Origin of the sequence: Alkalihalophilus marmarensis DSM 21297 (assembly GCF_000474275.2) — a bacterium.
Classification (GTDB): domain Bacteria; phylum Bacillota; class Bacilli; order Bacillales; family Bacillaceae_D; genus Alkalihalophilus; species Alkalihalophilus marmarensis.
Map to the genome: position 1 here is coordinate 44,972 of NZ_ATAE01000009.1, position 25,162 is coordinate 70,133.

The 25,162-nt window shown below is 38.9% G+C and carries 28 protein-coding genes; 1 reads left to right on the plus strand and 27 read right to left on the minus strand.

Annotated features, from left to right (window positions below):
* Window positions 1–10: 10 nt before the first annotated feature.
* Together A33I_RS05450 and A33I_RS05455 are read right to left on the minus strand one after the other, a co-directional pair.
* Entirely contained in the window at window positions 11–547 is a 537-nt protein-coding gene (locus A33I_RS05450) for a GNAT family N-acetyltransferase (RefSeq protein WP_022627461.1), read from the minus strand.
* Window position 548: 1 nt separating this feature from the next.
* The gene (locus A33I_RS05455) at window positions 549–1,277 is read right to left on the minus strand and encodes a hypothetical protein (protein ID WP_022627462.1); all 729 of its coding nucleotides are present in this window, start codon (window positions 1,275–1,277) and stop codon (window positions 549–551) included.
* 162 nt (window positions 1,278–1,439) lie between these two features.
* On the opposite strand from A33I_RS05455, the gene A33I_RS05460 reads away from it, so the two are divergent.
* Window positions 1,440–1,715 carry a hypothetical protein gene (locus A33I_RS05460; protein WP_022627463.1) on the plus strand — a complete coding sequence of 92 codons (276 nt, stop codon included), beginning with the start codon at window positions 1,440–1,442 and terminating at the stop codon, window positions 1,713–1,715.
* 470 nt (window positions 1,716–2,185) lie between these two features.
* Here A33I_RS05460 and A33I_RS05470 read toward each other — a convergent pair whose 3' ends face one another.
* The 25 genes from A33I_RS05470 to A33I_RS05590 all read right to left on the minus strand — a co-directional run bounded on the left by A33I_RS05470 (window position 2,186) and on the right by A33I_RS05590 (window position 25,075).
* On the minus strand, window positions 2,186–2,623 hold the full coding sequence (locus A33I_RS05470; RefSeq protein WP_022627465.1) for a VOC family protein: 438 nt from the start codon (window positions 2,621–2,623) through the stop codon (window positions 2,186–2,188).
* Window positions 2,624–2,652: 29 nt separating this feature from the next.
* On the minus strand, window positions 2,653–2,985 hold the full coding sequence (locus A33I_RS05475) for a DnaJ family domain-containing protein (protein ID WP_022627466.1): 333 nt from the start codon (window positions 2,983–2,985) through the stop codon (window positions 2,653–2,655).
* Window positions 2,986–3,083: 98 nt separating this feature from the next.
* The gene (locus A33I_RS05480) at window positions 3,084–3,341 is read right to left on the minus strand and encodes a hypothetical protein (RefSeq protein ID WP_022627467.1); all 258 of its coding nucleotides are present in this window, start codon (window positions 3,339–3,341) and stop codon (window positions 3,084–3,086) included.
* 112 nt (window positions 3,342–3,453) lie between these two features.
* Window positions 3,454–3,834: a hypothetical protein gene (locus tag A33I_RS05485; RefSeq protein ID WP_022627468.1), complete on the minus strand. Its 381-nt coding sequence runs from the start codon at window positions 3,832–3,834 to the stop codon at window positions 3,454–3,456.
* Between the two features lie 37 nt (window positions 3,835–3,871).
* Complete coding sequence (locus tag A33I_RS05490; RefSeq protein ID WP_022627469.1) at window positions 3,872–4,534, minus strand: hypothetical protein; 663 nt, start codon at window positions 4,532–4,534, stop codon at window positions 3,872–3,874.
* 395 nt (window positions 4,535–4,929) lie between these two features.
* Entirely contained in the window at window positions 4,930–6,213 is a 1,284-nt protein-coding gene (locus tag A33I_RS05495; RefSeq protein ID WP_022627470.1) for a hemolysin family protein, read from the minus strand.
* A gap of 39 nt (window positions 6,214–6,252) precedes the next feature.
* Window positions 6,253–7,059, minus strand: a complete 807-nt coding sequence (locus tag A33I_RS05500) for a DUF368 domain-containing protein (protein ID WP_420796751.1) — start codon at window positions 7,057–7,059, stop codon at window positions 6,253–6,255.
* A gap of 276 nt (window positions 7,060–7,335) precedes the next feature.
* On the minus strand, window positions 7,336–7,590 hold the full coding sequence (locus tag A33I_RS05505; RefSeq protein WP_152976440.1) for a hypothetical protein: 255 nt from the start codon (window positions 7,588–7,590) through the stop codon (window positions 7,336–7,338).
* Window positions 7,591–7,867: 277 nt separating this feature from the next.
* On the minus strand, window positions 7,868–9,094 hold the full coding sequence (locus A33I_RS05510) for an ABC transporter permease (protein ID WP_022627473.1): 1,227 nt from the start codon (window positions 9,092–9,094) through the stop codon (window positions 7,868–7,870).
* Window positions 9,087–9,776, minus strand: a complete 690-nt coding sequence (locus tag A33I_RS05515; RefSeq protein WP_022627474.1) for an ABC transporter ATP-binding protein — start codon at window positions 9,774–9,776, stop codon at window positions 9,087–9,089. Before A33I_RS05515 ends, A33I_RS05510 begins: the two co-directional genes overlap by 8 nt.
* Entirely contained in the window at window positions 9,760–10,962 is a 1,203-nt protein-coding gene (locus A33I_RS05520; protein WP_022627475.1) for an efflux RND transporter periplasmic adaptor subunit, read from the minus strand. The genes A33I_RS05515 and A33I_RS05520 overlap by 17 nt, the downstream gene beginning before the upstream one ends.
* A 165-nt stretch (window positions 10,963–11,127) precedes the next feature.
* Window positions 11,128–12,375 (minus strand): hemolysin family protein, encoded by a 1,248-nt coding sequence (locus A33I_RS05525; protein WP_022627476.1) that lies wholly within the window; start codon window positions 12,373–12,375, stop codon window positions 11,128–11,130.
* A gap of 115 nt (window positions 12,376–12,490) precedes the next feature.
* Complete coding sequence (locus tag A33I_RS05530) at window positions 12,491–12,913, minus strand: VOC family protein (protein WP_022627477.1); 423 nt, start codon at window positions 12,911–12,913, stop codon at window positions 12,491–12,493.
* 87 nt (window positions 12,914–13,000) lie between these two features.
* A complete protein-coding gene (locus tag A33I_RS05535; protein WP_235806163.1) occupies window positions 13,001–13,867 on the minus strand; it encodes a hypothetical protein in 867 nt (288 codons plus the stop codon).
* A gap of 76 nt (window positions 13,868–13,943) precedes the next feature.
* Window positions 13,944–14,801 (minus strand): metallophosphoesterase, encoded by an 858-nt coding sequence (locus A33I_RS05540; RefSeq protein WP_022627479.1) that lies wholly within the window; start codon window positions 14,799–14,801, stop codon window positions 13,944–13,946.
* Window positions 14,802–15,138: 337 nt separating this feature from the next.
* A complete protein-coding gene (locus tag A33I_RS05545) occupies window positions 15,139–15,924 on the minus strand; it encodes an ABC transporter ATP-binding protein (protein WP_022627480.1) in 786 nt (261 codons plus the stop codon).
* Window positions 15,921–16,742, minus strand: coding sequence for an ATP-binding cassette domain-containing protein (locus tag A33I_RS05550; protein WP_022627481.1), 822 nt, complete (start codon window positions 16,740–16,742; stop codon window positions 15,921–15,923). Before A33I_RS05550 ends, A33I_RS05545 begins: the two co-directional genes overlap by 4 nt.
* On the minus strand, window positions 16,739–17,578 hold the full coding sequence (gene nikC / locus A33I_RS05555) for a nickel transporter permease (protein ID WP_022627482.1): 840 nt from the start codon (window positions 17,576–17,578) through the stop codon (window positions 16,739–16,741). The genes A33I_RS05550 and nikC overlap by 4 nt, the downstream gene beginning before the upstream one ends.
* Entirely contained in the window at window positions 17,578–18,537 is a 960-nt protein-coding gene (gene nikB / locus A33I_RS05560; RefSeq protein ID WP_022627483.1) for a nickel ABC transporter permease, read from the minus strand. The genes nikC and nikB overlap by 1 nt, the downstream gene beginning before the upstream one ends.
* Before the next feature lie 68 nt (window positions 18,538–18,605).
* Window positions 18,606–20,159 carry a nickel ABC transporter substrate-binding protein gene (nikA, locus tag A33I_RS05565; RefSeq protein ID WP_022627484.1) on the minus strand — a complete coding sequence of 518 codons (1,554 nt, stop codon included), beginning with the start codon at window positions 20,157–20,159 and terminating at the stop codon, window positions 18,606–18,608.
* 91 nt (window positions 20,160–20,250) lie between these two features.
* Window positions 20,251–21,108 carry a DMT family transporter gene (locus tag A33I_RS05570; protein WP_022627485.1) on the minus strand — a complete coding sequence of 286 codons (858 nt, stop codon included), beginning with the start codon at window positions 21,106–21,108 and terminating at the stop codon, window positions 20,251–20,253.
* A 2-nt stretch (window positions 21,109–21,110) separates the two neighbouring features.
* A complete protein-coding gene (locus A33I_RS05575) occupies window positions 21,111–22,376 on the minus strand; it encodes an opine metallophore biosynthesis dehydrogenase (protein ID WP_022627486.1) in 1,266 nt (421 codons plus the stop codon).
* Complete coding sequence (locus A33I_RS05580) at window positions 22,373–23,188, minus strand: nicotianamine synthase family protein (protein ID WP_022627487.1); 816 nt, start codon at window positions 23,186–23,188, stop codon at window positions 22,373–22,375. Before A33I_RS05580 ends, A33I_RS05575 begins: the two co-directional genes overlap by 4 nt.
* A gap of 138 nt (window positions 23,189–23,326) precedes the next feature.
* Entirely contained in the window at window positions 23,327–23,860 is a 534-nt protein-coding gene (gene dcd, locus A33I_RS05585; protein WP_022627488.1) for a dCTP deaminase, read from the minus strand.
* A gap of 15 nt (window positions 23,861–23,875) precedes the next feature.
* The gene (locus A33I_RS05590; RefSeq protein WP_022627489.1) at window positions 23,876–25,075 is read right to left on the minus strand and encodes a GTP-binding protein; all 1,200 of its coding nucleotides are present in this window, start codon (window positions 25,073–25,075) and stop codon (window positions 23,876–23,878) included.
* Between the last annotated feature and the right edge of the window lie 87 nt (window positions 25,076–25,162).

Sequence of the window (25,162 nt, forward strand, 5' to 3'; positions counted from 1 at the left end):
CGTCCCAACATCATTTGTTGTTTCTATATTCCCAAGACAGCACTCCCATATGTATAAGGTCATGCCATTTGCCTTCCCGGAATAGAACTTCTCGGCTCACACCTTCTTCTTTGAAACCGAGCTTTTTATATAAATGAATAGCCTTTTCATTCATTGAATAAACCTTAAGAGAAATACGATGTAGATTTAACTCATAAAAGGCATAGTCAAGCAATACAGTGAGAGCTTCTTTAGCGTAACCCTTGCCCCAAAAATCTTTATTGCCAATGTCAATAATATATTCAGCGTTTCTATTTTTCATATCAAGTTGAACTAAAGAAGTGATACCTATAGCCTCTCCACTGGAAATGTCAACAATCATATAACTTTTAGAATCAACAGAACCGATAAGAATATGTTGAACAAAGTTCCTAGTTTCCTCGAGTGTATAGCTATCTATATAAGGGCTCGTTGTTTTCATTACCTCCACGTCATTCCGCCAGCTGTGATATAACTCAACATCATCTTCTGTTACTTTGTTGAGGTAAATTCGTTTTGAACGCAACATGCTATTCCTCCACTCTTTTAGGTATTAATGAACTTCCCTTTATAAATGAAATACTTAGGATCGTAAGCCAGACAAAGAAAAGAATCCCAATGACTTCTGTTATATCGTGCACCACTTGGCTTCCTTGCATTAAGAAGTACCATGCAAAGAAATAACCTACAATTAGTAACCCTCCAACACTATAACCAAATAGCCTAAACCGATATGAAAAACCTATAATTTTAAGGCCTTGAGAATGTAAAATGATCCATATACCAATCAAAAAGTTAGCTAATATGTAGATGCTTGTCGATAAACCACCTTCCATCATTGACCACTCTATGAGAAGGGCTGCAAATTGTTTAGTGGTTTCATCTACTGCTTGACTGTATAACTTGATGGCATAACTAACAGCAGCGGCTTGTAGAATGAATGATAAGGCATACAGGATAAACCCAGCACTGCCACATATAAGAGCGATAAGATTGTTCATTTGAAAAGAACGAGTCCCACTGCACAAGTGGTATATTCCGATTGGTATGACTGCACTAATTAAAAGAATAATAGCCTTCGAGCCATGGTCAAAGCCAAAATATCCTGGAAACTGACTATAATAGTCAAGCACAGAGAGGGAAAGTCTAGAGTCTTGTTCAATAGTAATAGGATTCTGTATCTGAAAAATAAGGTTTACTACCATCCACGTAACGAATCCTGCTACGTGGAATAATCCAATCCAACCAATAATCCTCAATGATGCTCACCTCTTCAATATGTATGAAATAATCTCACTTTCTTTATATTAGCAGATTAGAATGACGGTTTGGGAATTTATACCTGGTTTTGCTTGATTTTATATGATTTGAAAGTCATTAATTAAAATAGAGAACAATTTATAGTAAAAGGAGAGGTGCAAATGTACAGAATAACTGTAATATCAGTGCATATCCTTATTATTTTGTTTGCTACCATGATCGGTATAGCAGGAATCTACAACCCCTCAGCTTCTGATCCTAACCGTACGTTTGAAACGTGGATCGCTGCCATTCTTATATTTGATGTATTTGTTATCCTATCCGCCTATGTCCTTCTTAAGGTAAGAAATGGATGGTTATTTGCACTGTTTGTGTTCAGTTTATTAGGGTTGTTTTATGTCCTGCCATTAATATCGCTTTATATCGAGGGGGTATAACTTTCTTTTTTTGATTGGTGATTATGGATTTTTGTGGTAATGTGAAATGGAATCTTCTGTACTGGAGGAGTTTTTATTTCTTCTTATATGTTTTTCACCATACTCTATAGTTTTATCGGTATATTATCATTTAAAGAATACAGAAAGCGAAGTCCTGAGGAGAAAAAAGAATTTGTTTCTGATCTAAAGCAACCAAGGGTGATTACATTTGTAATTGGTTCGGCAATAGCTTATGCCGGCTTTATTATTCGGAGCCCTTATGCTGTCATCAGTGGCTTTTTTTTCGTTTTAATTAGCTTCATGATTATGACTCATAATAGAAAGCAACCAAAGGAAGCTCTAAAATGGTTCCTTTTATCGGTTTTGATTTGCATATATCTTTTGTTTTATTTTTATCTGACTTTCTTATAAGATAATTTTAATCACTATTTAAAAAAGCTTGGATTATCCAAGCTTTCTTTCTAGGTCCATCAAACCTTCAACATATTCTGCTCATCGAATTCCCACATTTCACCGTAAGCGACTTCCCAATAATAGCCGTCTAGGTCTTGAAAATAACCACCGTACCCTCCCCAATCCGTTGGTGCTGCTTCTTTTACGACAGTTGCACCAGCTTGTTTAACTTGGGAGAGTATCTTGTCTACTTCATCTTTTGATTTGGTATTGTACGCAAAAGTAATCCCCTGAAATCCTCCTTGGTTGAAGGCAGGAGGTTGTTTTTTATTAATATCTTGTGCAAGATGTTCTATTGGATAAAGTGATATTTTTGAGCCTTCATTTTTGAAAAATACAATATCAGGGCTATCAGGATCGCCTACTACTGTGGTCTCGAAACCAATTTTTTTATAGAAGTCATGCGCTTTGGATATATCTTTTGTCCCTAAAGTAATCAGGTTAACTCGGTTCATCTTTTACACTCCTCATTTAATAAATGTAACTACCAAACTTCTTTCGCCCTGTCTAGGTTGTTCACTGTGATCAGATTACGCTGCATCTGCGGTGGACATTTTAAATTATGTTCCTTGATTTTTACATTAATCAGTTCAAGGTCACTTGCACTCCTGCATGTATGAATTAAAGCTGCTATCTCCTTTTGCAGCTTTAACCAATGAGGCACATATCCTGCATCTTTTGCGATCTTCTGAAAATGCTGAAAAGTATCACGTTTCATATAGTTTGAGGATAAAGGCTGCCCCTTACCCTTTAAAGTATCCTTCTCGCCTTTCTCTTCTAATATGTCACCAATAATGTCGTTATACGGTCGATCCATCTCAATCCTCCCTTCATAAAATCCTATAAAATATATTTCGAGAATCCATTGAAAAAAGCCTTCTTAAAAAGAAGACTTCAAGAATTGTTCATAAACGATTATAAGAGGGCTGCTTGAACCACTAATGAAACATAGAAGAACGTAGCGCCTAAGGTGACGAAAAAACCAAATAGGAAGTGTTTATAATAAAACTGTATAAATACTCCAATCAACCAAACTAGAAATGGAATCATAAAATAGAGTCGATAGGTAGGTTCATCCGTTTCAGCTATACCAGGCCCGCTCATCCATAGGGAAAATAATAAAACAAAAGCACCCGAAAAAATCAGCCAGAGGATATTTAAACCTCTTTTCACTTCCCCACCTCCCTTATAATGTATTAACTAAATTTATATGTAGTTGCTGCTTGACTCATGTATGAGCCAGTAATCCCTCAGATTCGGTATGGTTATGAATTTAAACGATAGTTTATCTAAAAAATGACTCTAAGATTTTCATATCAAAGTCTTCCACTATATAATCTTCTAAATTGACACTGGCCGTATAGTTACTGTAGATCGTAAACTCGATACGCGGCTCTCTTAAATAAATAATGTATATCTTATCAGCTTCAATCCCTGCCACTTGCTTTGTTTTCTTTAAAGTCATATTTGAGAAATGATCGAACAGCTCTTCTTTCGTCTCGCTGTCTTCAACCTCAATTCGTTCATTTGCGTCCAGTTCCCAAATTTCAATGGAATCTACATCTCCCTTATCAAATTCAATTAACTCGTCAAGCGTTGTAGTTGTGCTACATCCTGCTAAGAGTGAAATAACCACACATGTGTATAGGAAGAACTTAATTTTCAATAACATCCCTCCCAAGCAGCCCATTCTATCTATTACTTCAGTCTATAATTTCTAGATTAAATAATTCCTTTTCGGTGTTATCTAAAACCTTATGTAGGTGCTGCTTGACTAATTCGTTGACTTCCTTCTGATTTAATTGCTGTTCATTTAGAAAGACTTCTAGATTTGCTGCTTCGTTTTCCAGCTCATTTTGCAGCTTAGGAATAATTATATCCATTAAATAATAACCTATAGAAAAAAATTGGGACTCAAATTCTACATCAGTTGTATTTGAATGAATTTGCTGTAAATGTCTAATCGACTCAGCCTCTAATGTAACGGGCTTCAAAAGTATATTAGTAGAGTAATCGTCGGTTAGCTGCAAAGGAATTACATCTTCATAGGGAAATTCAATAAAAAGGATTAAATCATCATCAGTAGTCAGAAGAACAGGATTTTCGTAGGAATGCTCTAAGATTTCATTTGAACCAGTAATGACAGTCATATGATCATGCAGCCAAGCTTGTGAATATTGATTTGAAATGAACATTTGTGTAGGGATCATAATGATTAGGAAGACAATAGAGACCATCCATTTGTTTAGTTCAATTCTAAATATTTTAAGAAATAATACAGTCAACACTGTACAAAGTAGGGTGAATATTGTCTTCGAGGGTATGTTTAATAGGGTATATACCCACTCTGGAATAATGAATGTCAACGCTTTTCTCCTTCTATTAGAGTAATGACTCTATCATCATAGCATATTAACCTTCCATAATTAAGTTTTATATACACTAAATACCAAATGGAAATGAAGATGCGCCGCCCTTACTGACTCCTCGCCCATAGTTGCTGTCATTTCAATTGTTTCTTTTCCTCTCATTTATGCGTCGATTTGAAAAGGTTATTGTTCTGCTCTCTCATGTAATAGCGTCGGTTGCAAGTTTATTTGCGTCAATCTCTTCGTATTGCGTCACTTCATGCTGGATATGCGCCGGTGCTGAGAACTATTGTATAGATTGAACCAATAATTGCGCCGGTTCGCCATCCCGCACTCTCCTCCCCGCTTCAAGCACATAAAAAAAGCTGCCCAAAGGACAGCTTCTCTTTCATTTATATCGCAGCCATTTGGCCGGGTTCGGTTGAATTTTTATTAATGTTTAGATGAACTTGGCGTACTCGCTTCTCTTCTGCTTTTTCAATTCGCAAGTTTAAGTTTTGATAATGGAATTCTTCGCCTTCTTTAGGAATGCGCTGAAATTCTTCAATCAGCCAGCCGCCTACAGTATGATGAGTAGTCACTGGAGGAGAGATGTCAACAAGCTCAGCAAAATCATCAATCGAGTAATCGGCATCCACCACATAGCTCGACGGACCGATTTGTCGGACTTGATTAATACTCACATCATGCTCATCCCAAATTTCCCCTACAATTTCTTCAAGAAGATCCTCGAGTGTAACAAGACCTGATGTTCCTCCAAATTCATCAATAACAATTGCCATATGAACCTTTTTCTTTTGAAGTTCAGGTAATAACGATGAAATTTTCATAGATTCCACGACAAATAAAGGAGGTCTCATTAATGAGCGCACATTAAGTGTTTCCCCTTCTTCGATATACGCCGTAAGAAAGTCACGCTCTGATAGGATGCCGACCACATTATCAATGGTCCCTTCATACACAGGGATTCTTGAATAATGCTCGGTCAAAAATACATGTTTAATCGATGCAATATCTTGGTCCACCTCAATCGCAATCATATCTGGACGAGGCTTCAAGATTTCTTGAACGATAATGTCGTCAAATTCTAGTGAACGGTGCACCATTTCTTTCTCGCTTTTACCGATGACACCTTCGTCTTCACTTATTTGAACGAGCATTTTAATTTCTTCTTCTGTGACAGATGGAGTCTGATCTTTACTTTTTACAAAGAGTGAGATCACATTCTTAATTTGCAGGAACACCCAAGTGACTGGATAGAACACTTGAATGAGCAAAAATAAGAACCCTGATGTCTTCAGCGCATAGCCTTCTGCGTACTCTTTAGCCAATGATTTGGGGATAATCTCACCAAAAATCAACACTAAAATTGTAACAACAAATGTACTGATAAACACTCCAAGACTTGGACCAAACAATTGGATCGCAATTTGTGAAGAAAGCGTTGCAGCCGCAATATTCACCAGGTTATTGCCGACCAAAAGTGTTGAGAGCGTCTTATCAAAATTCTCAGCTATCTGGACTGCCTTTCGCGCCCCTCTCCTTCCCTCATCCTCATAATGTTTCAAACGGATTTTATTTACACTCGAAAATGCCGTTTCCGCTGAGGAGAAAAAAGCGGATAACCCTAACAATATGATAAAAAACGCAATCAAACTCGACGGAACATCGTCCATCTATACATCACACTCCATAGTAGTATTACTTCTATTTTATTACGAATTCTGAATTTTCACCACTGTTTTTTTGTTCTCAGCAACACTCAACAGCTTTGCAGCCATCCACCCTAAAATGATGGCTCCGATACTTAATAGATGGTCTTCGGTGAACCCCGGAAAAATAACGACAATCGATCCTGCTATAAAGCCAATCATGATCGCATACGTTTCTGTTTTGAAGCGCTCAAATAAAAACGTAATTAATTTACTCGTTAATACTAACCCAATTCCAATCCCTGCCCCTACCGTAAGAATGACAGGGATATTGAAGGAAGATAATGCATTAACGACCGTCGGATAAACCCCAAATAGCAGGAAAATAAACGATCCACTCACGCCTGGCAGAATCATTGCTGAACTTGCGAGCCAGCCTGCTAAGAATAATAGGATATAATCACTAAAGCTTAAACTTGTCATCACCTCTGCCAGTTCATTGCTTTTAAAGAAAAACGTTGAGGCAACAAGAAGCGCACCTATAGCTAATAATCCATAATGTCTGTTAGTAAAGTTCCGTTTATAATCAATCTCCTTTAATAAGGAAGGAATGATCCCAATAACTAAACCTAGAAAAAAGAAAAAAGTCGGCTGCGGGTATTCCGCAAGCAGCCATTCAATTAGATGACTGATCGTTAGTAAGGCAATCACGATCCCCGTTCCGAGCGGGATTAGGAACATCAAATGTTTCTTCCAATCCTTTGTAAATAAGCCGTTGATTGCAGCGACAAGGTTTTGATAAATGCCTAGCACTAAGGCGATTGTTCCACCGCTGACTCCAGGAATCAGGTCAGACACACCCATCGTCATGCCTTTAAAAATATTTCTCCACTCAAACAAAATCGTCTTCTCCTTTATTAATAATGATAAAGATTATCATAATCGATAGGCTTCAAACAAACAACTAGTTTGTTTATTTGTCCATAATTGTTCAAACCTGTGGAGAATGTTGAAAGACTGCAACAGCAGATGATTTCTCATAGAAAGCCGACCGAGACTACTGAACATTCCACCACCTACTGTAGTTGTTGAATTGCGCTGCTGGTGCACGCTCTCCACGAGCAGCCCGGGAGCCTCTCATCGTCTTCACTCATAACAGACATAAGCATACTGAAAAATGGGTTTCCCGCAGTAATTGTTGATCTCTGCTGCAGGGACTCGCTTTCCACGGGCGGCACCAGTTGTCTCCTCGTTTCTTCTCTGGCCACTCACATCCCGCTGGGGTCGAGTCCCTTCCGCTCCAATCAACAGAGCGAAGAGGTAGTAAAGTGCTCCCTCATTATAAGAAGATTCTAAACCTAAAAGACGGTACGGTCGTGGAATCATAAGATCTAAGCTCACCTTTTACAACCTTCCACTCCATTTCTGGAAAAGCATTATCTCAGCGGATGATATGCGAAGGTACCTGTGGCGACTAGAGCAGGAGTAAGATCCTACAAGGCTAAAGCCCGAGGAAGCTCACCAGCTCCCTACGAAAAGCGAAGTATATTTCAGGAGCGGCGAGTACGCTCTTACCTCTCGCTTTTGACAGCTATTCTGTTTGCTCCTTCCATTAGAATAGCTTTTCAGTGGAAAAAAGCCGACCCATTAGTAAGCCGGCTAAAAAAATGTATGTTTATTATTCATACCTTAATGCATCTACAGGCTGTAGATTTGACGCCTTTAATGATGGTAATATTCCAAATACAATCCCTACTAACATGGAGAAAATCAGTGACCCTACAATAGCAGGAATCGAAATCATAAATGGCATATTAATAATCGTTGATATGATCTTTGCAATTCCGATCCCACCAGCAATTCCAAGGATACCGCCTATACTAGTTAGCACGATCGCTTCCGTTAAAAATTGCAAGAGGATGATGTGACGCTTTGCACCAAGTGCTTTTTTGATGCCGATCTCTCTAGTTCGTTCTGTGACGGATACGAGCATAATATTCATGACCCCAATTCCTCCGACAAGCAAGGATATACTTGCGATTCCTCCGAGCAATAAGGCAAATGCCATGTTAAATGCGGCAATTTCCTCTGCTATGGCTTGTAAGTCCATGACATTGTACATCGCCGTTTCCATGTCTGCAGAAGACAAGTCATTGTTTAGAAAATCAGCTGCCATCATCCCTGCTTCTTGAATATGTTCAGAGGACGTTGCTTGAACAGCAATTTGAGTCGGGGCATCAAATCCTTCAATAAACGGCCAAATTCCGCGTGGGAAGTACATCTTTGGCTCAGTCCATCCACCGTAAAACATACTTTCTTCTGTCTGTTCTGTGAAAATCCCAACAACGCGAAAAGGAATTCCTTTTACTTCAATAAACTCCCCTAGAGGACTTTTATCCGGAAATAATTCTGCTCGAACATCCTCATTAATCATCACAACTTGGGCTGTGCCGGTTAATTCATCTTCTGTAAGAGGTCTGCCTTCTGCCATGGTGACAGGAAAGAGATCAAAATACGCTTGATCGACACCAATAGCTCTCGGGTAGGAAAACTGCGTTAAATGAAAGGCAGGTGCATTCCATGATTCATGATACAAAGATATCCCATTTACGATATCGAGACTCTTAATTTGTTCGATTGTTTCTTCTTTTACAGGTGGGGCAGAAAGGTAGGAAGATGTATTATAATACCCTTCGCCCATCATGCTTTGCTCTTCGTATACGACATTAATCGTATTATTCCCCATTCCGACTAAGTTGCTTTTAAGCGCTTCACTCTGTCCTTCAATCATCGACACAATCGCAATAATGGCCGCAATCCCTATGATGACTCCTAACATAGTAAGTGTGGAGCGCAGCTTATGAGCAAAAATGGATTGAAAAGAGATACGAATATTCTCAAGCACTTGGGATCTCTCCCTTCTCACTTACTAGTAATTCGCCGTCACGGATATAAACGACTCGATCCGCTTGATCAGCGACTTCTTGGTCGTGCGTGATCATAATAATCGTCACGCCTTCTGCATTTAGATTTTTAAATAGCTCAAGAATTTGTGCGCTGGACTTTGAATCAAGTGCTCCAGTTGGCTCATCTGCTAAGATAAATTTAGGCTCGTTCACTAAGGCGCGAGCAATCGCTACCCGCTGCTTTTGCCCGCCAGACAATCGGGTTGGCAGGAATGAGACACGATCACTCAGACCTACTTTACTCAGTACTTCTAACGCCTTTTCTCTTCTTTCTTTTTTCTTTACTTTGCTGTAAATCATCGGAAGCTCAACATTTTGCAGAGCACTCAGCCTTGGCAGAAGGTGAAAGGTTTGAAACACAAAGCCAATTTGCTGGTTACGGATATCAGCAAGAGCCCCTTCACGAGTCGCTAACACATCTGCTCCATCAAGTTGATAGATCCCTGATGATGGTTTATCAAGACATCCTAGAATATTCATTAACGTTGATTTACCAGAACCAGAGGGCCCCATTATCGCTACAAATTCCCCAGACTCAACTGTGAAATCGATATTTTTGAGAATCGTTACATCCTCTTTTCCTAGCTTGAAGGTTTTATAGATTTTACTCAAATGAATCATGGTAGATCGTAACCTTCTTTCCTTCAGTTACAGATGGATCTGGGTAGACTAAATAATTATCTAAAGAAATCCCGCTAACAATTTCGATTGTATAATCCTCTTCAAATTCAGCCCCTGTTTCAACAACTTGTTTTGTCGCTTCCTCTTCTTCATTAACTAGCCATACATAAGGTTCTTCCTCATCATAAACAACGAAATCCTGCATGATACGGATTACATCTGTCTCGCTGCTTGCCTCTTGTGAAACAGGCTCTACATTCACATGAAAGCCGATTTCTAACCCGTCATGCTCTTCAATCAGCACCGTGAACGGATAATTAGATGACTGGGGATTTGACTCACCGTAATAATCCATCATTGGGTCACCTTGATCATTTCCCACAGGCAGCTTACCAATTTCAATGACCTTACCTAACCATTCTTCCTCGCCGCCTGCTTTTTTGGTGATTTTTACTATTTGATCCAGTTCTATTGAATCTAATAAAAATTCGTTAATCTGACTTTTGATTAAGTAAGATCCTGTAGAAACGATTTGAATGATTGGACCAGGCGCCTGTTCCAGGCTAGCGCCGTTCACCACATCTTCATTGATGGACTGCACTATTCCTTGGCTTTTACTAACGACGGTTGTTGAATTCTCTTCTTCTTCCATACTAGCAATTTGCTTTTGCAGCTGAGCAGCTTCAAGATTGCTCATACGCAGGTCAAATGAAATTTGATCAAGCTCTTCTTGAATTAATTCCTTCTCCTCTTTATCCTGCGCTTCTTTATGACTCTTCTCTATTTTTTTCTTTTTCTTATCGGTTTGGTTGATTTGAAGATAAGACATCTCAAGCTGCATTTTTAATTGCTCTAGCTCTAAGGTTGAAGTTTCAAGTGGTTCATAGACAAAGAGCTCGTCTCCCTCTTCAATTAAATCTCCCTCTTTTACGAAGATCTCTTCAATTTTCCCTTTTTCTGGTTCGTAGTATATCTTCTCGTGCTTCTCAGGCTCTACTTTTCCTGAAAAAGCAGACGTGGAAAAGTCTTCATTGAACGACATATTACTTACTTGCTCTACCCAAGGTTCGTCTAACATCGCATTAACTTCACGATCATTGGTGAAATATAACCCTCCACCAATAGCTGCGGTTAAAGTAACACCTAATGCACAAATTCCTACAATGATTTTTGTTTTCTTTCTCATCCTATGACCCCTGTTCTATTAGAAAATATTTCAAATTACTAGAAATATTATCTAGTATATTCTAATAATTTACAATATATTTTTTTAAAATAGAAAAAACGACAAAAAAACCAAACAAGTTTCGTCCTGTTTGGTTTTGATCATTTAAGTATTGAGGCGTTCAGCTTATCCTGCCGGGCTGACCTTTACCTTCTTCACTCTGCGGTCTTCGCTGTCTGTAATGGTTAATTTCAATCCGTCATAAATTATTTCTTCATCTATAGTCGGGACATAATGAAACCTTTCCGTTAACCAGCCTCCTAGTGTATGATTTCGACTGTCAGGGAGCTCCACTTTAAGCATTCTTGCAAACTGATCAAGAGGATAGTCACCCAAAAATTCATACTCATTCGGGCCTAGCTCTGTAACATCTTTAATCTTTTCATCATGCTCATCCCAAATCTCGCCGACAAGTTCCTCGAGTATATCTTCAAGAGTAATGATGCCAGATGTGCCGCCGAATTCATCAATGACAATTGCCATATGAGCTCGGTCCTTTTGCAGCATAGGAAGGAGCTTGGCAATTCTTAATGTCTCTACGACAAAATACGGCTTTCGCATAATTGTTCTAATGTCGGTTTCTCCTTTTGTGACAAGGGCAGTTAAGAAATCTCGTTCGGATAAGATGCCAATAATGTTATCAATCGTGTCCTTATAGATCGGGACTCTAGAAAAACGTTCTTTTATTAAAAGGGCAATAATCTCTTCGATGCCCATATCAATGTCAATCGCAACGAGCTCTGTTCTTGGGGTTTGAATTTCTACCACTTTAATATCGTTAAAATCAAGCGTATTGTGAAGCAGTTCCTTTTCATTTGGATCAAGGACACCTTCAGCATGACTTATGGTGAATATTTCTTTTAATTCTTCTTCCGTTACTGATGGCTCGGCCTCTGATTTTGATACGTAACGGGTAGTGACCTCTTTTAGTTTTACCAACAGCCATGTGACAGGTTTAAACAGCTTCATTAAACCAAGTAAAATAACGGATATTTTCAGAGCGAAGGATTCCGCATTTTCTTTGGCTAATGATTTTGGCAGTACTTCTCCAAATACTAAAATAAGAATAGTCATCACAATCGTTGAAATCAAAAGTCCGGTGTTGCCGCCAACAATCGAGGTAGCCACTTGAGCTGAAATCGTCGCGGCAGCGATATTGACTAAGTTATTACCGATTAAGATCGTTGAAAGCGCATGATCAAAATGCTGTGCAATATGATAAGCTTTGGCCCCGCCGCTTCTGTTTTCATCAGCATAACTTTTCAGCCTCATTTTATTCGCACTTGAGTAGGCTGTCTCAGCTGATGAGAAAAAGGCAGATAGGATGAGTAAGAAAAATAAGATAAGGACTAGGTGTAATGGGATTTCAGACAAGGTAAACCTCTCCCGTGTTAAACAGTAGTAAGGTTATTTTGTCCCAATGAGGAAATGATCATGAATAAAAAAAGCATGCGTAAGAAGAATCCTCCTTAAACATGCTTCGTTACAGTTATTCTACTTCCGTTGTAATCTGCCAGCTCACGCCGAATTTATCAGTTACTTGTCCATATGACGGACTCCAAAACGTTTCCTGAAGCTCCATCGTAACATTACCGCCATCACTTAATTTGCTGAACACATCTTTTGATTTTTCAACATCAGTTAAAATCATCGCAATCGTTACTTGTGATCCTAATTCGTAAGGCTGTCCTGGGAACGTATCAGATATCATTAATCTCGTGTCCCCTACTTGTAAGGCTGCATGCATGACACGATCCTTTGCTTCTTCAGGCAATGAATATTCTGGATTAGGGGGCATGTCACCAAATGTCTGCACACCAATAAGTTCAGCATCAAACGCATGCTTGTAAAATTCTACTGCCTCTTGACCATTCCCATTTGTTACAATGTACGGAGCTAATGCTTTAATCATGTGGACACCTCTTTATCATAGTATGTAAATCAGGAACGTTTGTTCTTGTCTAGTTTACCATATTTTAATCAATAATTGTATTCATTTTTACCGCCAATAGATCGTTTCACTCCCCCATACATATAGGAACCTGCCTCTCATAAATATAGGTCCATAAATTCGCTTGCCTTCTTTATCAATCATGTTTATTTTATCGCTGGGTGAGAAAGTTTTCTTGTTCAGTTTATAACGAGTTAATATTTGCCGATCTGTTTCTGCGATGAGACCATATTCATCAAACATAAACTGATCAAAACCATCCGACCCTTTAACTTGATAGCGTAAAGCCTCTTGTCCGTTTGTTAAATGAACGAGATGTAAATCATCATAATAATGAAAGAAAACATTAGATGAATTAGTCACATTTAAACCGCAGCAGTCGGCCATATTATACCCTTGTGCTTCCCATACCTTTTCACCTGAAATAGAGAAGGATGCTAAACCACTGTGCCCAATCGGATCCTCCCAGCCGAAATTGCCGAAAATCCCTTCATCAAAATAACTAACCCAAATCGTATCATTCTCATCTATTTGCACAGTATTAATCCCGTCACCAAGTATAAAGGCATCAATCAGCTGTCCATTCATATTGTATCTTCTTGCATTTCGTTCAACCCTGTCCCCAGCATTTTCGCAGCGTGATTGAACAAGCAAAATGGATCCGTCCTGAAAAAGATCGATTCCAGTTGGTATGAGGGGAACATTCTTTAATTCTACCGTCTTCATTAATCCATCTTTAATGATACGAATGATCCAAGTGTTTTTCGTAACTGGTCTCTTAAAATAGTCCAATTCAAGGACATCACTCTCAATTAAAAGCAACGTCCCATCTACTGTCACATTGCCGTTGATAAAATGTAACGAAGAGATGAAATCCATATTGTTTTGTAACTGTAGCTTCTCTATTTTAATCACCTCAAAGCTATCAAATTTTTAAAAGTGTACTGTTTGCTTTAATGCTGAGCCATCACTTATTAATTTTATTGAGGCTTTATTCGTTTTTCACTGAATTAAGCTTCACTTCGATCATCTCAGGCCGATTAAATAGTCTGAGTGGAATAATACTATTCCCAAGGCCTCTGTTTACGATCATCGTGGTTTCATTCAACGTGTATGTTCCATCTGTATAATTTGGCAGCATCCCTTGATTTGGTGCGACTAGACCTCCTATAAATGGTAATCTTACTTGTCCGCCATGAGCGTGGCCAGAAAACACTAAATCAATCGGGTAAGCAGCATAAAAAGTCAGCCACTCCGGTCTGTGTGAGAGGAGAATGGTAAAAGCATTCTCATCAGGAGCATTTGATAATGCTTGCTCAATTCCTCTTGTTAAGACTTCTTTTTCTTCGTGTGGGGATATTGCCGGGTCATCAACTCCTAATATTTGAATTGAATGAGTTCCCTGGGTAATCTCAGCTGCCGTGTTTCTCATCACTATTACGCCAAGGTCTCCAAGCTTCTCCTCAAGCGATGAAAAAGTCCCTGCCCACCACTCGTGATTTCCTGTCACAAAGTAGACAGGTGCACGCCTTACTAATTCCTGCATCAGTAAAAGACTTGCTTCTTCATCATAGTTTTTTGAGTCGATTAAGTCCCCTGTAAATACGATAAGGTCAGGCTTGGACTCATCGACTTTATCAAGCAAGCGCCTCTGACCTTTGCCAAATGATTTATTGTGAAGATCGGATAATTGAACGATTGTATACCCGTGAAATTCGGCAGGGATCTTGTCAGAGTCTATATGTATATCAGTTGTGGTAATGGAATTATTTTGAAACTGAAAAAAGAAGAGGATTAGTAGTGCCGTTAAAATGCTAATAGTAAGTCTCTTTATGATACGTTTTGTCAAAGGTTCACCTCAAATCAGACCAATTAAATCAGACCAATATTTGTTAAAAGTATAGTCTTTAATCAAGCGCAGCACAATAGTTTTTTTGTTACCTAGCACATGCTTTATGCGGCCGATTTAATTGTATTTTTTCCTCTTGTTTATGCGTCAGTAAGAATGATAATTGAGCGCATTACTTGAGCTATTGCGCCGGTTGCCGGCTGAATCGCGTCGATTCAATGTAATTGCGCCAGTTCAAGGAGGATATGCGTATGTATCGGGTGGAATTGTATACATTCGGCAGGTAATTGCGTCGTGCACTAACAAGAAAAAACTGCCCCGCGCAGTACAGGGCAGCTCATGAAACACGGGCAGCTTGAATTAGTGATTTTGTATAAGGATGGCGTGCCTCATCATAAAGCTCATCCCGTTTAAAGGTGTCAACCATTTCCCCGTTCTTTAAGACGATCATTCTTGAGCATAAATAATACAAAGCACGAACATCATGGGAAATAAATAAGATTGACATATTGTGTTGATTTTGAAGTGCTTTTAGCAAGTCTAGAATCTGCTTTTGGACCGTGACGTCAAGGCTTGCTGTCGGTTCATCACAAACGAGTAAAGAAGGTTCTAAGCTGATAGCGCGTGCAATGCCGACTCGCTGTTTCTGTCCTCCGCTTAACTGATCAGGATACATCAGAGCCATTTCTTCTTTAAGCCCGACCATTTTCAAGAGGTCTCTTACGATTTGCTGCTCTCTTCTTTTTTTCGAAAAAGAAGAAACATCTGAATAAGAAGGAATGATATCAGGATAATTACTTAAAGGCTCCATGATTGACTGCTCTACTCGCAGTCTTGGATTAAGCGCACTCGTTGCATCTTGAAAAATCATTTGAACTTTTTTGCGGTAAGACGATATTAATTTGCGCTTTTTTCGATTTAAACTCTCACTGGCTAAAGTGATTGTGCCGCTGGTAGCTGGCTCTATGCCGGAGATGATTTTTGCTAATGTACTTTTACCACTTCCGCTTTCTCCAAGGATCCCAATACTTTCCCCCTCTTGAATGGTAAAGGATATTTCTTTTAGAGCATGGACATTTTTATTATAGGTCTTTGAAATATTCCCTATCTCTACGTAGCTCATAAATTCCCCACACTCCTTATGTTGTGCTCAGTCTCATTTGGAGGAAGGGGCAAAATAGCTGAATTCAGTTGTTTCGTATAATGGTGCTGTGGTGACTCTTTGATCTTACTTGATGGCCCTTCTTCAAGAACTGTTCCTTCATTCATAATATAAATATAATCAGCTCTTTTGTAGGCTTGCGTCAGATCATGTGTTATATAAAGGACAGCACAGTTTGTTTGTTTTTGAACTCGTTCTAGATAATCTAATACAATTTCGCCGCTAATCATATCAAGGGCAGAAGTAGCTTCATCACATATTAGTAAAGAGGGTTTTAGCAACATCATACATGCAATGGCTGCTCGTTGGATTTGACCTCCGCTCAGTTGAAAAGGGTAACTATGATAGACTCTTTTAGCAGGTAGATTCATCTGATCCAAAACGAAAAGCACCTGATCCTTTGCCCTTTTTCGACTGATTTTCTCATGACTTCTAAGGGTTTCTACTATTTGACTGCCTACTTTAAGGTATGGTGTGAAGCTCCCGCGATAATCTTGGTGTATTAGGGCAATCTCTTTTCCTAGGAGGCCTCGCTTTTCTTTTAATGTCATTTCGGACATCGATTCTCCTTTAAACGTTATCTTTCCAGACCTCTGAATAAGTCCTTGTGGAAGCAATCCCATGATTGATTTTGCAGTTAAACTTTTGCCGCTTCCGCTTTCTCCTATTAAGGCAACTGTTTCTCCTCTGTTAAGACATACATTTATCTTATTCAATAAAGTCTGTTTATTTGAAACACCTACGACCAAGTTTTCTATTTTAAGTAAAGCTGTGCTCATCCTTTCTCCCTCCTAGAAAACTGATTGATTCCATCTCCTAATAAGTTGAAACATAACACGGTAAACATAATGGCAAGCCCTGGATATACCATTAATGCAGGATGTACTTGAAAATAAGCACGTCCATCATTTAGCATGGCGCCCCATTCAGGAATAGGTGGTTGAGCTCCAATACCGATATAGGATAAAGCTGAAATCATTAAAATGACTTTACCAACATCAATAGCAGCCATGGATACAAGGTCAGAGGATATATGAGGGATAATGTGCATTCGAATGATTTTAAATGTTCCTGAATTTGCTGCCTTTGCAGCAGTGATGAAATCCTTCTCTTTTTCTGCTAAAACTAACCCTCTTACTACACGGGTGTATGTAATCCATTTTACTAAAATCAGAGCAATGACGATATTAGTTAAGCTAGGACCGAGTATACCAGCTAAAGCGATCGCTAAAATAAAATCAGGGAAAATTAAAATTCCATCAACAATTCTCATGAAAAATTGATCGATTCGACCACCAACATATCCTGATATCAAGCCTAAAGGTACGCCAATAATGAGAGATATAAGAATCGTAGCCAATCCTAAACCAATAGTAATTTTCGCACCATACAGCATTCTCGATAAGATATCCCGTCCCAATTGGTCTGTTCCAAGCCAGTTTACCATGGAGGAGGATTGAAGCCGGTTAGTCATATCAATAGAGAAAGGATCATGTGGGACGAAGAAGGATCCTAATATGGTTATCGTTAGCAAGATTAAACTTAAACCAATTCCTATGAAAAGACCTAAGTTCCGTTTGATTGATGTCCTTGGTCTGTTCAGAAGTGCCTCCATTACAGTCCCTCCTTTCCATACCTAATTTGTGGATGTAAAACGGTATATAATATATCTACAATTAAATTAGCTGTGACAACTAAGATTCCTATGACTAGAATATAGCCTTGAATGACCGGATAATCTCTTTGCATGACAGCTTGCACAATTAACTCACCCATCCCTGGCCAGGAAAATAACACTTCGACGACAGTAATTCCTCCTAAAAGACTGCCAATACTAAGACCAAGCAATGTGACGATTGAAATAAGGCTCCCTCTTAACACATGAACAATGAGGATGCTGCTTCTTCTAACGCCTCTTGCTTCGGCAGCTTCAATATAGGGGCTTTTGAGTGTGTGGATTAGTCGTTCTCTGAGCAGGCGAATATACATGGGTGCCATCGCAATACCTAATGTGATGGAAGGTAAAATATAATGAGCAAATGTTCCACGACCCATAACGGGAAGAATCCCCATATGAAGAGAAAATAACTGGATTAACAGCAACCCAAGCCAAAAGCTTGGCATGGATGCACCGGCTAGAGCGATCAATCTGCTTAGCCTATCTGGCCATTTGTTTTCATAGACCGCACCAAGCATCCCTAAAGGTAAAGCGATTATAAATAACATGACTATTCCCCCTGCTGCAAGGCCAATTGTTGCTGGGAGTCTGGAGGTGATCATATCCATGACAGGGCGATTTGTAATTAATGAATCGCCTAAATCACCCCGTATCGCATTTGAGAGCCATTCTCGGTATTGAACAAGAATAGGTTGGTTAAATCCATAAGCCTCTCTTAATTGTTGCTCTTCTTCTAGCGTGACACCCACATCATCCACTTTTAAAATGGTCCTTATCGGATCTCCTGGAGTGATCTTCATTAAAAGGAACGTAACGAAAGAAAGCACTAAAATCATAATGATAAATTGCAGCAGCCTTGAGCTTACTACTTTTCCTATTTGTTTCCACCAAGTCACATCTTCACTTCCTCTCGACAAAAACAGAAACAGTGAAAGTGCTTATTTCACACTTTCACTGCAAACGTTTATTCAACATCCAACGTGTTTGTAATTAAATAATACTCTTCAGAACCCGGCTTCCAGTTCTTAACACGTTCATTGACTCCTACAATAATATGAGGATGAAGGAGGAATGAGTGAGGAACTTCTTCATGAATTACACTAACAGCTTGTTTCTTCAATTCATTACGAGTTTCTGTGTCAGCCGTTATATTAATCTGATGAGTTAGTTCGTTTAGCTTTTCAATATTGATCTGCCCAGGGTTTAGTCCACCATTCGGCAAGTATGCTACATTTAAGAAGTAACCCCCATCTCCTCGTGGTGCAGTAAGATTGCTGTAAGTTGCAATGTCCCATTCATCTTGTTTTTCAAATAAATAGCTGTCAATATCTTCAATCGTTACAATATCAACCTTCACCCCTAGATTAGCAGCTTCAGCCTGGAAGTACTGTGCCATTAAAGGAAGCTCTGGTCTTCCTTGATACGTTGCAATGGTAAGTGAAAGTTCTTTTCCGTCTTTTTCAAGAGTTCCTTGATCATTTTTAGTATATCCTGCCTCTTCTAACAGAGTTTCTGCTTGTTCTGGATTATATTCAGTAGGCAGGTCATCTCCCGCAAAGGAAAATTCAGGTGTAAAGGGGCCGCTGGCAGCTGTTGCATGTTCGTTCATAATTTCTTCTACCATTACATCTCGGTTCACAATAAGGTCTAATGCTTTTCTGACTCTGTTATCTTGCAGCGATTCGGATGCTTGGTTGTAGAGCAAGAAATGTACTCGTAAGCTAGGCACGGATTCGACCCGATGCTCATTGCTTGATTCAATCGGATCCAGTGCTTCAGGAGGCAAATGGTAGGCAATATCTGCTTCACCCGACTGAAGACTTAATGCACGTACATTGGCATCAGAATTGAATTTTACTGTTACTTCACTAAGCTTAGCTGGTGTATCCCAATACTCTTCATATCTTTCAAGGTTAATTTCACTCTCTGAAATGAAGCTTTTCACCTTAAAAGGACCTGTAGCAATTGGTTGTTCACTGATGTTATCAGCATCTGTCTTAATAATCGATGCATTTGTATGTACTAGCTCACTAACAAATGCTGGATAAGGTTCTTCATTTGTAAATGTAACTTCCATACCATCCGCTTCGATCGAATCAATTTTAAGTGCAGAAGCAACAGCAGCGTTTTCTTCTACAGCACGTTCAAATGAAGCCTTCACCGCGTCTGCATCAACAGGTGTGCCGTCATGAAACGTAACTCCCTCACGAATCGTGAATTTCCATGTCTTCTCATCGACCTGTTCGTACTCTTCAGCAAGCCACGGCTGGACCTCTAAATTTTCATCAATTTTTACTAGAGTTTCTGCAATTCCTGCACGAACTCCCATGAAATCTTGATGAGGATCAATGGATGAAGAGGCAAAGCTAAAAAGCATTGTTAACGATTTTCGTTCCTCTGAATTTGTATCTGTGCTCGCATCACTTTCATTTGAGGATGTCTCCTCTCCCCCGCACGCAGATAAAAGTAATAAAATGAAGGACAGGAACAAGATTGAATGTAAACGTTTAATGCCCATATAAATCTCCCTTTCTCATATATAATCGTAATCATTTCGATTTACATTGTAAAACAATTCCTTACTTTTGTATATATCTATTATGATTATTTTAAGCTGCTTTCTCTACCTTCTTTCCTTTTTTTCTTCTTGATAAAGCGATTGACCCTGCAATGATGCATGCTCCTCCAAGTAATGAGCCTAAGGATATGACTTCTCCCCAGAATAGAAATCCCCACAGCACATTAAAGAAAATGCCTATATATCTCACTACTTCTACGACCATCACATTTTCATGAGTAAAGGCACTTGTAAGAACAAATTGGCCAATTAATGAAACGACCCCAATCCCGATTAAAAAAACCCAACCAGTCAGTGATGGCATTACAAATTCTCCCCACATTAAAGGGATTGAGATGACTGTACCAGTTGCTAAAAAATAAAAAACGATCTCAAATTTATGGTGGCTTCTGCTTAAATAACGAATACTGGTTGCCGCAGCTGCTGCGAGCATCGCGCTGAGCACTCCTACTAAAGCATACAGAGTATAACTATCAAAGCTAAATGGGTCTAGCAGGAACACCGCACCAATAAGAAATAGAGGCATCCATAATATTACCTGCTTATTTACGCTCTCTTTTAAAAATACGATCGAGAAAATAAGCGCAAAAAATGGTGACATATGAGCTAGAATGCTAGCATCTCCTAATGGAATATGGGCTATCGTATAGAAATAAGCTAATAAATAAGCAGCACCCAGCGCCCCTCGAAGAAATAGCATTGGGATGCCTTTTCTAGAAAAGGCAACTTGATATTTCCACATAAGAAATAGGACAAGTATTGTTCCGATCAAACTTCTAAAGAATACTATTTCAGATACAGGTATTGTTTCACTCGCTGCTTTTACAAGTACATTCATAATACTGAATGTGAAAGCAGATAGGACAGCTAATATGATTCCGTTTTTCATTGTTAAACTCCTATCCCTCTTTGATGAAGCTGCTGATAAATGAGGGCAGTTTCTTGAATTAATTGGTTATACATGTGCTCTAGGTCTATTGTAGATATGTTCTTAAGCTTAGCCTGGCTGACATACTTTTCAAATGTCTGCGTTAGTCTTTGTGCTGTCGGCATCTCCATTTCTAATGCTTCTCCTAGCATGACAAGCCGTTTGACTTTCATGTAATCTTCTAAAGGAATACGAGGAATAATCCAGTCCTCTCCTTGTTTAAAAATTCTATTTAACGGGACACGTGAAAAATCAAAATAGTGTCCATTTTGATCTGGTGAGGAAAATGGATCGATTAATAAGCCTGTGTATCGTACAAAAAGGGCATATTCCTGCTCTTTTTGACTCATTGTCATGAAGCCATCAATCAGCTCACGTGGTAGAAGATATTCAGGAACCGGATAGTTGTCATCATTTAAAAAACGTATTAATTCAAGCGGATTCACTCCAAATGTACTTAAGAGTTCCGTTATCTCTTTCCAAAGCAGTACCATGTCTCTTGTGACTTGAGGAGTGAGAGGTCCTTCTGGGTATACTTTGTACATACTTTTATATGGGCCAGACCCAAAAAATATCTCATTTAATGCGAATGAATTCATAAAGAACGGCGGATGAACGTATGTCGTAATACTTCTACTTTCTGAAGTTAAGGCATTCTCAGTTACTTCAGCATGAATACCGACTTGAGTAAATATTTTTTTAAGCATTAAGATCGAGTCACTGACTTTTCCTTCACTTGAGCCTAAATAGATTTTATTCTTTACATTTTTTGTGATTGTCGTAAGCGTTTCATAATCCTGCCATTTGGTCGCTGCGAAATAAGTAGACAAGCTAATTACGTCTGCTTTTTTATGTAATAAACGTTTAACAAGTGCATTGTCGCCAATGCCAGGAGATAATAAAATGATTCGCTTTAAATGCGGGCAGTCACATTCATTCAGCTTTCTAGTCAGATCTGCATAGGCACTGTTAGGGGTGCAATAAATAATGGTATCCCAATCGTCGTTTAATCGAGTCATTTCAGTATCTAGCTCTGAAATTGAAGCTTTTCCTTGTAACATTGGAAACTCACTTTTCGTGATTTTGGCAGTGATTTCTCTTGATTTTAGTTTTGTGCGGCTGACTACATCAACCTGTTCAACTCCACTGTTCGTTAGAAGCACTGCGATCTGAGCAGCAGCTGGCCCCATTCCGGCCAATAGAACTTTTTTTATCTCGTGTGTATTCATCGAATACCTCCTGCCACTTCTTTACTTGTCCATTGAATGAGTGCCGTATCATAAAAGAATCCCTTATTCTCATGCTTAACTAATTTCCATAAGGGTGAAGCAAATTCATCTGAAGGATAATTAAATAAAGACTTTAGTCCGTCGCCATACCTTACAATAACTTGTGCTTCTGGATGTATGCAGTGTATCAATTCATTTATCAGCCGGTCCTTATCATATACTAAAGAAGCGATAATTACGTGTGTGAATTGATCACCATCTATTAGCTGTGAGACTCTATTATTTGAAAATGAAGCCTGTGCAGCGAGACCTAGCTTAGCTGTTGCTTGTTTGGCTAGTGGGATCGTCTCCTCATCAATATCAATGCACATCATTTTTGCTCCAGTATTTTTAGCAATAGTTAATGCTGACAATGGGAGCGCACCAGACCCTATAAAAAGAATATAGGATTGGTTGTTCATGCAATAAGTGTCTATTTCTTCTTCAAGCTGTTCACTAAGACTGCTAAAATAGCTGCTTGATTCATAACCACCAGTAATCACCTCCTTAGATTCATATTTCTCGAGATTGCAAATGGCTTTTACAGCTGATTCTCTAATAAGTTTTATTTGTTCCCTGATTTCTTGATCTCCGCCCCATTTCTGCCATAGCTTTTGATTGCGTGGGTTGATCACATACATAGAGAGCTCATCAATCTTATTGCGCAGAATTTCGTAACAATAAGTATCTTGCTCAGACATTTTACCTAATTCTTTAATTTGGAAATCCAAAGATTTTAAGGACAAAAGAAATTCATACTTAGATTTATCCAATGACTTTTCCACCTCACCTTTTATAAATCGTAATAATTACGATTTAAAGTGTAGAGGTTTTGGTAATTCTTGTCTATGAGTCAGATTAACTGAAATATATTGGTACTATTTTGATATAAATAGTATAATATTTACATTTTAATCCTTATCATCAAATATTTTGCTGTATGTTGCCCCTCTTTGGTTGAGGTATTTCCCTCTGTATGGGACGCCTTTCTCTGTGACTTCTGCAAATACCAGCTGGCATATTCTTCTGCCGGGTATGAGTTCAATCGGCAATCGATTAGCATTGTATAATTCCAATGTGATTTGACCGCTAAACCCTGGGTCTACCCACCCTGCATTCTGAATAAACAAGCCAAGTCTCCCTATTGAGCTCCTCCCTTCAACAAAAGCTGTTAACGTATTAGGCAGGTGGATTGTTTCGAGCGTGGTTGCAAGTAAAAAGGTCTTAGGTGGTAAAATGAGCTTGTTATCCTCAGGAATTATTTCGCGATACGATACAGGTTTTGTTAAAGATAATGTGTTCTCTTTATATTCATCAATTGTTAAAAAATGCGTTCCAAGACGCAAATCCAGTGAAGCCGGCTGAATATGCTCTTTTTCAAAAGGGTCAATGCCCAATTCATTATTCTCAATGTTTGTTTGGATTGTTTTGCTTGATAAAATCATTATATCCCCACTCTCTTATGCATTTTGAAGCTTCCATCCGAATGGATCTTCTAACTCATCCCAGTCTGACATTAATTCGCTATCGGTTAGCAGGCACCTGTCTAGTTCTTGGGTGATCTCATCTTTATCTAAATTTGTACCAATAAAAACAAGCTTTGTATGACGATCTCCGAATTCAGGGTCCCACTCATTCAGTAAGTGAGGGTTCTCTTTAATAATCTGTTTTTTCTCTGCTTCAGGAAGGCTTGCTACCCAATATGACACCGGTTCAAATTGAACAGCGGGTCCTGCTTGTGACATAAGAATAGCAAGGTTATTTCTTGAGGCGCACCATGCGATTCCTTTAGCTCTTACAACATTTTCAGGCAAATTGTGGATCATATTATATAGTCGGACTGAATGAAAAGGCAGTCTCCTGCTATAGACAAAGGATGAAATATTATACTCCTCTGTTTCAGGGGTATGAGCTTTGTGACCAGCTGTAAGCTCTTTAATCCATCCGGCAGATTGATTCGCTTTTTCAAAGTTAAATAGTTTTGTATTAAGTACTTCCTTAGGGTCGACTTTGGCCTGCATGGTTTTAATTAATTTTGCATCGGGTTGTAATGTGCGTAAAACCTTCTCTAATTTCTCAAGTTCATCCTCATCTACCAAATCACATTTATTTAGCAGGAGTACATCACAGAACTCTATCTGATCAATGAGCAGGTCAGCAATTTCTCGTATATCATCTTCCCCTAGAGATTCTTTTCGATCTAGAAGTGTTTCTCCAGAGCGAAAATCGTGCCAGAATCGGTTTGCATCCACTACAGTAACCATTGTGTCCAGCCGGCAAAATTCAGTCAGGTCAATATTAAGCTCTTCGTCAATATAAGAAAAAGTTTGAGCAACTGGTACTGGTTCACTAATGCCTGTAGATTCAATGACAATATAATCAATATTTCCTGTTAGTGCCAGTTTCTTTACTTCGATTAACAGATCTTCTCGTAGTGTACAGCAGATGCAGCCATTTGACATTTCTACTAGCTTTTCATCTGTACGAGATAACTCGCCCCCCTGTTTGACTAACTCTGCATCGATATTCACTTCACTCATGTCGTTGACAATAACAGCGATTTTCAGCCCATCTCTATTCTGTAATAGATGGTTTAATAGAGTCGTTTTTCCTGATCCAAGATAGCCGCTTAAGACCGTTACTGGGATAATTTTATTCATACTAGCCTCCTGATATGTAAATCGTAATAATTACTATTTACATAATATCTTGTCTGAGTTCTTCTGTCAAAACTCTATCCTTTACCT

Excerpts from the sequence above, each read along its gene's own strand:
- A33I_RS05495 (WP_022627470.1), bottom strand. The coding sequence starts at position 6,213 with ATGGACGATGTTCCGTCGAGTTTGATTGCGTTTTTTATCATATTGTTA.
- A33I_RS05520 (WP_022627475.1), bottom strand. The coding sequence starts at position 10,962 with ATGAGAAAGAAAACAAAAATCATTGTAGGAATTTGTGCATTAGGTGTT.
- A33I_RS05470 (WP_022627465.1), bottom strand. The coding sequence starts at position 2,623 with ATGAACCGAGTTAACCTGATTACTTTAGGGACAAAAGATATATCCAAA.
- A33I_RS05450 (WP_022627461.1), bottom strand. The coding sequence starts at position 547 with ATGTTGCGTTCAAAACGAATTTACCTCAACAAAGTAACAGAAGATGAT.
- A33I_RS05515 (WP_022627474.1), bottom strand. The coding sequence starts at position 9,776 with ATGATTCATTTGAGTAAAATCTATAAAACCTTCAAGCTAGGAAAAGAG.
- A33I_RS05545 (WP_022627480.1), bottom strand. The coding sequence starts at position 15,924 with ATGAGCTACGTAGAGATAGGGAATATTTCAAAGACCTATAATAAAAAT.
- nikC (WP_022627482.1), bottom strand. The coding sequence starts at position 17,578 with ATGGAGGCACTTCTGAACAGACCAAGGACATCAATCAAACGGAACTTA.
- A33I_RS05500 (WP_420796751.1), bottom strand. The coding sequence starts at position 7,059 with ATGACGATGGGTGTGTCTGACCTGATTCCTGGAGTCAGCGGTGGAACA.
- A33I_RS05575 (WP_022627486.1), bottom strand. The coding sequence starts at position 22,376 with ATGAATACACACGAGATAAAAAAAGTTCTATTGGCCGGAATGGGGCCA.
- A33I_RS05550 (WP_022627481.1), bottom strand. The coding sequence starts at position 16,742 with ATGAGCACAGCTTTACTTAAAATAGAAAACTTGGTCGTAGGTGTTTCA.
- dcd (WP_022627488.1), bottom strand. The coding sequence starts at position 23,860 with ATGATTTTATCAAGCAAAACAATCCAAACAAACATTGAGAATAATGAA.
- A33I_RS05590 (WP_022627489.1), bottom strand. The coding sequence starts at position 25,075 with ATGAATAAAATTATCCCAGTAACGGTCTTAAGCGGCTATCTTGGATCA.
- A33I_RS05530 (WP_022627477.1), bottom strand. The coding sequence starts at position 12,913 with ATGATTAAAGCATTAGCTCCGTACATTGTAACAAATGGGAATGGTCAA.
- A33I_RS05570 (WP_022627485.1), bottom strand. The coding sequence starts at position 21,108 with ATGAAAAACGGAATCATATTAGCTGTCCTATCTGCTTTCACATTCAGT.
- A33I_RS05475 (WP_022627466.1), bottom strand. The coding sequence starts at position 2,985 with ATGGATCGACCGTATAACGACATTATTGGTGACATATTAGAAGAGAAA.
- nikA (WP_022627484.1), bottom strand. The coding sequence starts at position 20,159 with ATGGGCATTAAACGTTTACATTCAATCTTGTTCCTGTCCTTCATTTTA.
- A33I_RS05460 (WP_022627463.1), top strand. The coding sequence starts at position 1,440 with ATGTACAGAATAACTGTAATATCAGTGCATATCCTTATTATTTTGTTT.